Origin of the sequence: Prauserella shujinwangii, assembly GCF_003001955.1 — a bacterium.
GTDB classification, from domain to species: Bacteria; Actinomycetota; Actinomycetes; order Mycobacteriales; family Pseudonocardiaceae; genus Qaidamihabitans; species Qaidamihabitans shujinwangii.
Map to the genome: position 1 here is coordinate 35,606 of NZ_PVNH01000004.1, position 11,735 is coordinate 47,340.

Below are 11,735 nucleotides of genomic sequence, written 5' to 3' on the forward strand. Positions count from 1 at the left end.
TTTCAGTCTCCTTCGAGATCACCCTCGACGCGCAGGTACACCTCGCGCATCCGCTCCAGCAGCTCGGGATCCGGCTCGGCCCACAGCCCGCGGTCGGCGGCCTCGTCGAGCCGTTCGATGATGCCGCGCAGTGCCCACGGGTTGGCGTCGGCGAGGAAGTCCTGGTTCTCCTTGTCCAGCACGTAGGACTGCGCCAGCTTCTCGTACATCCAGTCCGCCACCACCCCGGCCGTGGCGTCGAAGCCGAACAGGTAGTCCACGGTCGCCGCGAGCTCGAACGCGCCCTTGTAGCCGTGCCTGCGCATCGCGGCCAGCCAGCGCGGGTTCACCACGCGGGCCCGGAACACCCTGGCGGTCTCCTCGTGCAGCGAGCGCGTGCGCACGGCGTCCGGGGTGGTGCTGTCGCCCACGTACGAGGCGGGCGCGCTGCCGGTGAGCGCGCGCACCGTGGCGATCATGCCGCCGTGGTACTGGAAGTAGTCGTCGGAGTCGGCGATGTCGTGCTCACGGGTGTCGGTGTTCTTCGCCGCCACCACGATCCGCCGGTAGGAGCTCTCCATGTCCTCCCGCGCGGGCGCGCCGTCCAGGTCGCGGCCGTAGGCGTAGCCGCCCCACACCGCGTACACCTCGGCGAGGTCGGAGTCGTCCCGCCAGTTGCCGGAGTCCATCAGCGGCAGCAGGCCCGCGCCGTAGGTGCCCGGCTTGGAGCCGAAGATGCGCGTGGTGGCCCTCCGCTCGTCGCCGTGCCGCCGCAGGTCGGCCCGGGCGTGCGCGCGGACGAAGTTCTCCGACTCGGGCTCGTCGAGGTTCGCGACCAGCCGCACCGCGTCGTCCATCAGGTCGATCACGTGCGGGAACGCGTCGCGGAAGAAGCCGCTGATCCGCACGGTCACGTCGATGCGCGGCCTGCCCAGCTCGGCGAGCGGGATCGCCTCGATCCCGGTGACGCGGCGGGACGCCTCGTCCCACACCGGCTGCACGCCCAGCAGGGCGAGCACCTCGGCGGCGTCGTCGCCGGAGGTGCGCATCGCGGACGTGCCCCACACCGAGAGGCCGACGGAACGGGGCCAGTCGCCCGTGTCCTCGCGGTAGCGGCGCAGCAGGGAGTCGGCCAGCGCCTGCCCGGTCTCCCAGGCGAGCCTGCTCGGGATGGCCTTCGGGTCGACGGTGTAGAAGTTGCGGCCGGTGGGCAGCACGTTCACCAGCCCGCGCAGCGGCGACCCGCTCGGCCCCGCGGGCACGTAGCCGCCGTCGAGCGCGTGCAGCACCGCGTCGATCTCCGCCTCGGTGCCCGCCAGCCGCGGCACCACCTCCGTGGCCGCGAACCGCAGCACCTCCGCGGCGCGGCAGTGAAGGCCACCTTCACTGCGTTCAACGCACGCAGGGTGGCCTTCACTGCCCGCGGCACCCACGAGCAGGTCGGCGCAGACCTCGTCGGCGGCTTCCGGGGCCCAGCCGCGGGCCTCCATGGCCTCCACCAGCCCGCGTGCCTGGGCCTCGATGCGGTCCACTTCGGACTTCGGCGCGTCCTCGGTGAGCCCGAGCGCGCTGCGCAGGCCGGGCACCGCACCCGCCGTGCCGCCCCACATCTGCTGCGCGCGCAGGATCGCGAGCACGAGGTTCACCCGCGCCTCGCCCGCCGGTGCCTCGCCGAGCACGTGCAGGCCGTCGCGGATCTGCGCGTCCTTCACCTCGCACAGCCAGCCGTCGACGTGCAGCAGGAAGTCGTCGAACTCCGCGTCGTGCGGCCGCTCGGCGATGCCGAGGTCGTGGTCGAGCCGCGCGGCCTGGATCAGTGTCCAGATCTGCTGCCGGATCGCGGGCAGCTTCGCCGGATCCATCGCGGCGATGTTGGCGTGCTCGTCGAGCAGCTGCTCCAGCTTGGCGATGTCGCCGTAGCTCTCCGCGCGGGCCATCGGCGGGATGAGGTGGTCGACGATCGTCGCGTGCGCGCGCCGCTTCGCCTGCGCCCCCTCGCCGGGGTCGTTGATGAGGAACGGGTAGATCAGCGGCAGGTTGCCGAGCACCGCGTCCGGGGCGCACCCGGGCGAGAGCCCCGCGTTCTTGCCGGGCAGCCACTCCAGCGAGCCGTGCTTGCCCAGGTGCACCACGGCGTGCGCGCCGAACTCCTCCTCCAGCCAGCGGTAGGCGGCCAGGTAGTGGTGGCTCGGCGGCAGGTCCGGGTTGTGGTAGATGGCCACCGGGTTCTCGCCGAACCCGCGCGGCGGCTGGATCATCAGCAGCACGTTGCCCGCCCGCAGCGACGCGAGCACGATCTCGTCCCCGTCGACGAACAGCTCGCCTGGCGGCTCGCCCCAGTGCTCGACCATGTCGGCCCGCAGCCGCTCGGGCAGCGCGCCGAACCACTCCCGGGAGCGGGCGGCGGGGATGCGGATGGGGTTGCCCGCGAGCTGCTCCTCGGTCAGCCACTCCGGGTCCTGCCCGCCCGCGGCGATCAGGGCGTGGATGAGGGCGTCGCCGTCCGGCTGGTCGGTGCCGGTGGACTCGACGCCGGGGAACGGTTCGGGGCCCAGGTCGTAGCCCTGCTCGCGCATGCGGCGCAGCAGCCGGACGGCCGAGGCGGGGGTGTCGAGGCCGACGGCGTTGCCGACGCGGGAGTGCTTCGTCGGGTACGCCGAGAGGACCAGCGCGATCCGGCGTTCCTCCGGCGGGGTGTGCCGCAGCCGGGCGTGCGCGAGGGCGATCCGCGCGACCCGCGCCGCGCGCTCGGCGTCCGGCACGTACCGCGGCAGCCCGTCCGCGTCGGTTTCCTTGAACGAGAACGGCACCGTGATGAGCCTGCCGTCGAACTCGGGCACCGCCATCTGGTTGCCCGCGTCGAGCGGCGAGAGCCCCTCGTCGTTGGCCAGCCACGCCTCCCGGTCGCTGGTCAGGCACAGTGCCTGCAGCATCGGCACGTCCAGCGCGGCCAGCTCGGCCACGTCCCACGCCTCGTCGTCGCCGCCCGCACCGGCCTCCGACGGCCGTGTCCCGCCCGCGGCGAGCACGGTGACCAGCAACGCGTCGGCCTTGCGCAGCTCTGCCAGCAGATCCGGCTCCCGGTTGCGCAGGGACGCGCAGTAGACCGGCAGCGCGCGGCCGCCCGCGGCCTCCACCTGCCCGGCGAGCGTCTCGACGAACGCGGTGTTCCCGGCCAGGTGGTGGGCCCGGTAGTAGAGGATCGCGACGACCGGGCCGTCCGGGCAGGCCGCGGTGCTCTCCCGCTCCAGCACGCCCCACGAGGGCAGTTCGACGGGCGGGGCGAAGCCGTCGCCGGTGAGCAGCAGCGTGTCGGAGAGGAACCGGTGCAGCTCGGTGAGGTTGGCGGGCCCGCCCTGGGCCAGGTAGGCGTGCGCCTCGGTGGCGATCCCGGCCGGCACCGTGGACAGCGCCATCAGCTCGGCGTCCGGCGTCTGCTCCCCGCCGAGGACGACGACGTGCCTGCCGCTCTCGCGCACCTGGCGCAGGCCCTCGGGCCAGGTACGTTCGGTGCCGAGGATGCGCACGACGACGATCTCGGCGCCCTCCAGCAGGCCGGGCAGTTCGGCCAGGTCGAGCCGGGCGGGGTTGGCGAGCCGGTAGTCGGCTCCGGACGCCCTGGCACTGAGCAGATCGGTGTCCGACGTGGACAGCAGCAAGATCACGGATAGTCCTCCCTCGGGACCTCACTCTCGTGGCCGGGCCACGACCGCGTCAAGGTGATCTCCGCCCGGGTGCCTGGTGAGGCGGGCACCGGGAGTGCGGCGGGTGGGGCCTTACCCTGTCGGGGTGCCTGTGCCGCCCCGGACCCGCGTCGACGCCTGCCCCGGCGTCATGGCGACGCACGACGCCGCCGACGGGCCACTGGCCAGGATCCGGCTGCCCGGCGGCGTCCTGACCCGGGCGCAGGCGCTGGCCGTGGCGAGCTGCGCCGAGGAGCTCGGGGACGGTGCGATCCATCTCACGTCGCGGGCCAACCTGCAGCTGCGCGCCGTGCGCGACGAGGCCGCGCTGGTCCGTGCGCTGTCCTCGGCCGGGTTGCTGCCCGCTCCGGAACACGAGCGCGTCCGCAACATCCTCGGCTCACCGCTGTCCGGCCTGCACGGCGGGCTCGCCGACGTCCGGCCGCTGGTCGGCGCCCTCGACCGGGCCGTGTGCGCCCGGCCCGAGCTCGCGCGGCTGCCCGGCAGGTTCCTGTTCGCGCTCGACGACGGGCGCGGCGACGTGGCCGGGGAGCGGCCCGACGTGTGCTGGCGTGCGGTGACGCCCGGCACCGGCGCGCTGCTGCTGGACGGCCGCGACACGGGGCTGCGCGTGGCAGCCGGGCGCGCCGTCGCCGCGCTCGTCGAGGCGGCCGTCGCGTTCGAACACGTCCGGGACGGCGCCTGGCGGGTCCGCGAGATCGACCCCGCACCCCTGGCCGCCGCCGTGCGACCGCTGGCGGCGCGCGGGACACCCGCCGACCTGCCGTCGTCCGGTCCCCCGCCGGTCGGCCCGCACGGCGCGGCCGTGGTGGCCGCGCCGCCGTTCGGGCACGTCCCCGCGGCGGTGCTGCGGACGCTGGCCGGGCTCTGCCCGGCGCTGGTCGTCACGCCGTGGCGCACGCTCGTGCTGCCCGGGACCGCGGTGCCGACTCTCGCCGGAACCGGGCTGGTCACCGACCCGGCGCACCCCGCGGCGGCCGTGAGCGCGTGCGCGGGGCGGCCGGGCTGCGCCAGGTCGCACGCCGACGTGCGCGGCGACGCCCACGCCGTGCTCGGCGCCCTGCCGCGCGCGGTGCCCGCGCATTTCTCCGGCTGCGAGCGGCGGTGCGGGCGGCCCCGCGGCCCGCACGCCGACATCGTCGCCGAGCGCGACGGCTACCGGGTCGACGGCGTGTGGACGCCGACGGCGGAACTGGCCGAACAACTGAAGGGAAGGCAGTGATCGACTACATCCGGGACGGAGCGGAGATCTACCGCCACTCGTTCGCCACGATCCGGGAGGAGGCCGACCTGGCGATCCTGCCCGACGACATCGCCGGGGTGGCGGTGCGGATGATCCACGCCTGCGGGATGGTCGATCTCGTCGACGATCTGGCGTACACGCTGGAGGTCGTGGAGGCCGGGCGGGCGGCGCTGGAGTCCGGCGCGCCGGTGCTGTGCGACGCGCGGATGATCGCCAGCGGGGTCACGCGCAGGCGGCTGCCCGCGGGTAACGACGTGGTGTGCACGCTGTCCGACGACCGTGTGCCCGGGCTGGCCGAGCGGATGGGCACCACCCGCTCGGCCGCCGCCCTGGAACTGTGGCGCGACCGGCTGCCCGGCTCGGTGGTGGCGATCGGCAACGCACCGACGGCGCTGTTCCGGCTGCTCGAACTGCTGGACGAGGGTGTCGGCGCCCCGGCAGCGATCATCGGCGTCCCGGTCGGTTTCGTCGGCGCGGTGGAGTCGAAGGACGAGCTGATCGCGCGGGCACCGGCGCCGTACCTCGCGGTGCGCGGCAGGCGCGGGGGCAGCGCCATGGCGGTGGCCGCGGTGAACGCGATCGCGTCGAAGGAGGAGGTGTCGTGAGCACCGGCACGCTGTACGGCGTCGGCCTGGGTCCCGGTGACCCCGAGCTGATGACCGTCAAGGCGGCCCGGCTGATCGGCGCGGCCGACGTGATCGCCTACCACTGCGCGCGGCACGGGCGCAGCATCGCGCGCTCGGTGGCCGAGCCGTACCTGCGTGCGGGCCAGCTGGAAGAGCGGCTGATGTACCCGGTCACCACGGAGACCACCGACCATCCCGGCGGGTACGAGGGCGCGATCACCGAGTTCTACGAGCTGTCGGCCAAGCGGCTCGCCGAGCACCTCGACGCGGGCCGGGACGTGGTGCTGCTGTGCGAGGGCGACCCGTTCTTCTACGGCTCCTACATGTACATGCACGAGCGGCTCGCCGACCGGTACGAGGCGCACGTGGTGCCCGGCGTGACGTCGGTGAGCGCGGCGTCTGCCGTGCTCGGCAGGCCGCTCGTGCAGCGGGACGAGGTGCTGACCGTGCTGCCGGGCACGCTGCCCGCCCCCGAGCTGGCCCGCAGGCTGGCGGACACGGAGGCGGCGGCGGTGCTGAAGCTGGGCCGCACGTTCGGCTCCGTCCGCGACGCCCTCGCCGAGTCCGGCAGGCTCGAGGAGGCGTTCTACGTCGAGCGGGCGACGTGGCGGGCGCAGCGGGTGCAGCCGTTCGACGAGGTGGATCCGGAGAGCGTGCCGTACTTCTCGCTGGCGGTGGTGCCGAGCCCGGCCTACGCCGCGCGCACGGCGGACGAGCCGGGACCGGGGCAGGCGGGCGGGGAGCCCGCCGGGGGCGGCGAGGTCGTGGTGGTGGGTCTCGGGCCCGCGGGGCCGGAGTGGCTGACGCCGGAGGCCGAGTCCGCGCTCGCCGGAGCGGACCACCTCGTCGGCTACGGCCCCTACCTGGCCAGGGTGCCGCAGCGCGCGGGCCAGCGGCGGCACGCGTCGGGCAACCGGGTGGAGGCCGAGCGGGCCGTCGAGGCGCTGGACCTGGCGCGCGGCGGGGCCAGGGTCGCCGTCGTGTCGTCGGGCGACCCGGGGGTCTTCGCGATGGGCTCGGCGGTGCTGGAGCAGGCCGAGCGGCCCGAGTACGCGGACGTCTCGGTGCGGGTGCTGCCCGGGGTGACGGCCGCGCAGGCCGCCGCGGCGCGGGTGGGCGCGCCGCTGGGGCACGACTACTGCGTGGTCTCCCTGTCCGACCGGCTCAAGCCGTGGGAGGTCATCGAGCGCAGGCTCACGGCGGCGGGCGAGGCGGACCTCGTCGTGGCCGTCTACAACCCCGCCTCCCGCAGCCGCACCACGCAGCTCGCGTCGGCGCGGGACGTGCTGCTGCGGCACCGCCCGGCCACGACGCCGGTGGTGATCGCGCGGGACGTCGGCGGGCCCGACGAGTCGGTGCGCGTGGAGGCCCTCGGCGAGTTCGACCCGGCCACCGTGGACATGCGCTGCCTGCTCATCGTCGGCTCGTCACGCACCCGGGTCCGGGAGCAGCCGGACGGCACCCGCGTCGTCTGGACCCCCCGCCGCTACGACTGACCGTGACCGGCAGTGAAGGCCACCTTCACTGCGTTGAACGCACTGAAGGTGGCCTTCACTGCTCCGGTGGGCCGGGGTCAGGTGTTGCCGGGTTGGCTGGGGATGGGGGCGGGGGAGCGCCAGCCGGGGAGTACCTGCTGGCCGCGCACGACGCGGGGCGGGCTGCCTTCGGCGTACGGCTGGACCGCCAGCAGCGTGCCCCACGGGCGGCCGGGGGCGCCGGCCAGGAAGCTCGGCACCTCCGGCTGGTCGGCCAGCTCCTCCAGGTAGCCGAGCGGCCCGCCGCCGCGCTCGCTCGCCCAGTTCGCCTCCGGGGCGAGCGGTCCCGCGGTGAGCCGGAACGCGGGCACCTCGGCGATGCCGTCCCGGATCTTCATCGGGTCCAGGCACGGGTACACGAACGAGGTCGGCCAGTCCATGTAGACGGGCCGGTCACCGACCTTCTCGCTGAGCGTGGTGAACGTCGGCACGCGCGGGGCGGTGGCGGCGACCCACCCGTCCTCGGTGAGGTCGTCGTCGGTGGCCACGACCCGCACCGCGGTGGCCGCCTCGGGAACGCCGTCCAGCCGCAGCCGCACGTCCTGCCAGCCGCCGGAGCCCGAGCCCTGGGCGAGCGCCGGGGCGCTGTCCGTGATCCGGAACCCGCCGGGTGTGGGCTCGCCGTACTGCACCTCGACGCTGGTGGCCTTGGCCGCGGGCGCGGCCACCGCGACGACCAGCTGCGCACCGCCGCTTCGCCGGCCGAGACCGAACCATTCGGTGCGCAGCCTGCCCGTGGGGTTGCCCGTCTCGTCGTAGCTGCTCCACATCGGCACCGTGCCGGGCGTGAACCCGTGCGGCGGTTCCGCGAGCGGGTCGCCGGTGAGCGACGCGCCGGTGTGGAAGCCGGCCCGGATCCGGCCGTTGCCCCGTTCCGCCGACGGCAGCGCCTGCTCGGTCTCCCGCCGCTCGGGCACCGTCCGCTGCCGCCCCGCGGGCAGCGGGGTGAGCACGCTGGCGATCGGGTCCCGTTCCACCATCACGTGGTCGCCCAGCCCGCAGCCGCCGCCGAACACCTGCTCGACGTTCGCCGCGCCGAGGCTGTAGGTGCCCGACTGCTCCGCGATCGCCTTGGCCATGCTGGTGAACTCGAACGCCGCGACGAGGCCGCACACGACCACGATCGCCACCGAGCCGCGCCACAGCGCGAGCCCGCGGCGCTCCGGCAGCGGCGGCGGCGCACCGGGCCGCTGCGCGCGGACGTTCTCGACGAACGCGATGACCGCGGCCAGCGCCGCGGCCGCGAGCAGGAGCGTGGACAGCGCGACGCCCCCGAGCTGGGGCGGTATGTCGTACCAGGGCACCCCCATCTTGGAGACGAACCAGTACGCGTTCGGGCCGGTCGTCGCGAGCGCGGCCACCACGAGCAGCCCGGACACGAACGCGGCGCGGTTGCGTTTCGACCGGAGCACCGAGGAGCTGGTGGCCAGCGCCGTGAGGGCGGCCATCGCGGCGCCGACGGCGGCGAACGCGCCGAAGTGGTGGGTCCATTTCGTGGGCGTCAGCGCGAGCAGCAGGAAGAACAGCGCCACCGTGGCGATGAGCCTGCGGCTGGGGCCGAGGGCCGCGCCCGGGATGCGGCCCCGGCGCAGCAACACCACCAGACAGGTGCCCGTGCACAGGATCAGCAGCAGCACGGGGAACCGGCGGGTCGCCGAACCGTCCGGGCTGGGGCTGAACAGCAGCTCGTACCGCTTGAGTTCCTCGAACCAGGACAGGCTCGGGCCCACCTGGTTGCGCAGCCGCGTGGCGTCGCTGACGGTCGCGAACGTCTGGTCGGCGAACACCACGAACAGCACCAGCAGGCCGGACGCCACGATCGGCGCCAGCACCGGGACCCAGCCGCCCGGCCGTGCGCGCTGCCGCAGCAGCTGGAACAGCGGTCGCGCCGCCACCAGGAACGGCGCCACCGCGATGAGCCCGGTCGGCGTGGCGGCGAGCGTGAACGCGGCGGCCAGCAGCCCCAGGCACAGCGGCAGCAGCCTGCGCGTCACGAGGGCCCGTTCCACGGCGCACAGCGCGAGCAGGGAACCCACCGCGGCCACCGGCTCGGGGCGCACACCGTTGTTGAACGGCATCCACCAGACGAGGAAGACGGTCGCGGCGGCCCAGCCCGCCGCGCGGCTCGTGCGGACCTCCTTGCCGAGCCGGGGCAGCACCTCCCGGCTGATCAGCAGCCAGCTGAGCACCCCGAGCAGGAACGAGGGCAGCCGGATCCACGGCGGCGCCACGCTGACGTGCGTCATCAGCTGGTAGACGTGGTAGAACCAGCCGAAGGGCGCCTCCGCGACCCCGAACCAGCGGTGGTAGTTGGTGAGGTAGCCGGCCTCCTCGGCCACCCGGGACATCGTGAGGATGTAACCGTCGTCCGAGGTCACCGGCCCGATGAACACCCACGCGCCCAGCGCGGCGAACACCGTGAGGTCGCGGCCGGTCAGCCGCCACCAGCCGATCGGCGCCCAGCGGGGCGCCCGCCGGGCCACCCCCGCGTCGAGCCGGTTGACCGCGAACAGGCACCCGGCCAGCGCGAGCGCGCCGAGCACGCTCACGGCGACCTTGAGCACCGTGGGCGAGGACTGGTAGCGGGTGTCGGGCGTGATCGACACCGACAGCCCGGCGGTGGGATCCTTCCCGCCTTCGATCCCGGAGTAGATGCCGATCACCCGGGGCCGCACGTCGTCACCGGCGTCGAACACGGGGATGCCGCCGACCGCGAGCGTGGTGCGGGTGGCGGTCGAGTGGAACGCGACGTCGCACCCGGTGGCGGGCAGCGGTTGCCTGGCGATCTGCTCGCCGCGGTTGGAGGCGAGCAACAGCCCGTCGTCCACCTGCAGCTGCAGGCCCGCGCCGTCCTCGGCCCTCGGTGCGGGAACCGTGGAGAACAGCAGCGCGGGGCCCGGCGTGCGCGCGTCGGCCGAGCGGACCGTCGCACACGGCAGGTCGGCGCGCAGGTCCTGGGCCCAGTACCCGGCGAGCGGGGCGTTCACCTGCCCGGTGTCGCCGCCGACCGGCCAGGTGATGCGGGCGGTGTCCTGCACCACCGGAAGGAACGGGAACGCGAGCGCGCAGGCCGCCGCGAGCAGTCCCAGCACGACGGTGAGCCGTCTGGCCAGCCGGTGCCGCTCCGTGCGCCCGCCCGTCGCCGCGACGGCGGAGGGGGAGGCCGGTTCGGGGACCGCTGAACGAGTTGACGTGCCGAGCCGCATCGCCGTCAACCTAGCGGCACGCGGAGAGTAGGTCTCAATGGGCTAACGATTAAGCCATTCGAGTGTCACGATGAGCGCCTCGTCGACACTCGTCACCGTGTGCCCCGCGGGACGCACGGGCCTGCGGACGACCACCACCGGCAGCCCGAGCTCCCGCGCCGCCACGAGCTTCGCCTCGGTCATCGCGCCGCCGCTGTCCTTGGTCACCAGCACGTCGATGTGGTGCCGGAGCATCAGCTCCCGCTCCCCGGCGACCTCGTAGGGGCCCCGGCTGAGCAGGATCTCCAGGCGTGGCGGCAGCGGCGGCTCCGGCGGGTCCACGCAGCGCGCCAGGAACCACAGCCGGGACAGCCCGGCGAAGGCGGACAGGCCCTGCCTGCCACTGGTGAGGAAGACGCGTTCACCCAGTCCGGGGAGCAGATCGGCGGCCTCGGGGAGGGAGCGGGCCCAGTGCCAGTCGTCGCCCGGTCCCTGCGACCAGCCGGGCCGTTCCAGGCGGAGCAGCGGCACCCCGCTGTCCCTGCTGGCCACGGCCGCGGAGTCGCTGATGCGCTCGGCGAACGGGTGGGTGGCGTCCACCACGGCGGCGGCTCCGTGCTCGGTGAGCCACCGGGCCAGCCCGGCCGGACCGCCGAACCCGCCGACCCGCACCTCGCCCTCGGGCAGCCGGGGCGCCGCGACGCGCCCCGCGAGCGAGGACACCACGCGGACTCCCCGGCTGACCAGCGCGGACGCCAGCGCCCGCGCCTCGGAGGTGCCGCCGAGCACGAGCACGCAGCGGTTCGCGCTCACGGCGGGCAGGGGTCGCGCCATGGGAGTGATGGTAGGCCGCACGCACAGCGGTCCCGATCCGCATCCCGCCGCGGGTACCATGGTGGTATGACCAGGCAGATCGCGGTGCGCCTTCCCGACGAGCTGGTGTCGTTCGTCGACGAGGTCGTCGGCGAGGGCAGGGCCGCCAGCAGGGCCGACCTCGTGGCGCGCGCCCTGGAGCACGAGCGCAGGCGTATCCTCGCCGAACGTGACATCGAGCTGCTGAGCCGCACCGCCACGGAGCCGGACGAGCTGGCCGGTCTCGCCGAGCACGCCGCCCGGACCCCGCTGGACGACCTCGACTGATGCGGCCGATCCACACGGCGCGGCTGGACAAGGTCCGGCCGGTTCTCGTCCTGACCCGGGAACTGGTCCGGCCGCACCTGACCAGGGTGACCGTCGCGCCGATCACGACCACGATCCGGGGCCTCTCCACGGAGGTGCCGGTCGGGAAGGCCAACGGGCTGGCCCACGACAGTGTCGTCAGCTGCGACAACATCCAGACCATCCCGAAGCGCGACCTCGGCGGGCAGATCGGGTTCCTGCTCACCAGCCAGGAAGCCGATCTGGCCAGGGCCATCGAGCTCGCCTTCGATCTCGAACCCCGCTCCTGACGTCTTCCGAGGACC

General features: G+C 74.5%; 8 protein-coding genes. 5 read left to right on the forward strand and 3 right to left on the reverse strand.

Annotation, left to right across the window (positions count from 1 at the left end):
- Window positions 1–2: 2 nt before the first annotated feature.
- Window positions 3–3,644, reverse strand: a complete 3,642-nt coding sequence (gene cobN, locus B0I33_RS09950) for a cobaltochelatase subunit CobN (RefSeq protein ID WP_106178332.1) — start codon at window positions 3,642–3,644, stop codon at window positions 3–5.
- A gap of 124 nt (window positions 3,645–3,768) precedes the next feature.
- On the opposite strand from cobN, the gene cobG reads away from it, so the two are divergent.
- The 3 genes from cobG to B0I33_RS09965 are packed head-to-tail and all read left to right on the forward strand — an operon-like array spanning window position 3,769 to window position 7,048.
- Window positions 3,769–4,905: a precorrin-3B synthase gene (gene cobG, locus B0I33_RS09955; RefSeq protein WP_146147480.1), complete on the forward strand. Its 1,137-nt coding sequence runs from the start codon at window positions 3,769–3,771 to the stop codon at window positions 4,903–4,905.
- Window positions 4,902–5,531: a precorrin-8X methylmutase gene (locus tag B0I33_RS09960; RefSeq protein ID WP_106178334.1), complete on the forward strand. Its 630-nt coding sequence runs from the start codon at window positions 4,902–4,904 to the stop codon at window positions 5,529–5,531. Before cobG ends, B0I33_RS09960 begins: the two co-directional genes overlap by 4 nt.
- Before the next feature lie 50 nt (window positions 5,532–5,581).
- The gene (locus B0I33_RS09965; RefSeq protein WP_245900627.1) at window positions 5,582–7,048 is read left to right on the forward strand and encodes a precorrin-2 C(20)-methyltransferase; all 1,467 of its coding nucleotides are present in this window, start codon (window positions 5,582–5,584) and stop codon (window positions 7,046–7,048) included.
- A 77-nt stretch (window positions 7,049–7,125) separates the two neighbouring features.
- Here B0I33_RS09965 and B0I33_RS09970 read toward each other — a convergent pair whose 3' ends face one another.
- Both B0I33_RS09970 and B0I33_RS09975 read right to left on the reverse strand, forming a co-directional pair.
- Window positions 7,126–10,293, reverse strand: a complete 3,168-nt coding sequence (locus B0I33_RS09970) for an arabinosyltransferase domain-containing protein (protein WP_106178336.1) — start codon at window positions 10,291–10,293, stop codon at window positions 7,126–7,128.
- A gap of 42 nt (window positions 10,294–10,335) precedes the next feature.
- A complete protein-coding gene (locus B0I33_RS09975; RefSeq protein ID WP_181193242.1) occupies window positions 10,336–11,106 on the reverse strand; it encodes a cobalt-precorrin-6A reductase in 771 nt (256 codons plus the stop codon).
- A gap of 66 nt (window positions 11,107–11,172) precedes the next feature.
- On the opposite strand from B0I33_RS09975, the gene B0I33_RS09980 reads away from it, so the two are divergent.
- Window positions 11,173–11,412: a YlcI/YnfO family protein gene (locus tag B0I33_RS09980; protein WP_106178337.1), complete on the forward strand. Its 240-nt coding sequence runs from the start codon at window positions 11,173–11,175 to the stop codon at window positions 11,410–11,412.
- Window positions 11,412–11,720 carry a type II toxin-antitoxin system PemK/MazF family toxin gene (locus B0I33_RS09985; protein WP_106178338.1) on the forward strand — a complete coding sequence of 103 codons (309 nt, stop codon included), beginning with the start codon at window positions 11,412–11,414 and terminating at the stop codon, window positions 11,718–11,720. The genes B0I33_RS09980 and B0I33_RS09985 overlap by 1 nt, the downstream gene beginning before the upstream one ends.
- Window positions 11,721–11,735 lie beyond the last annotated feature (15 nt).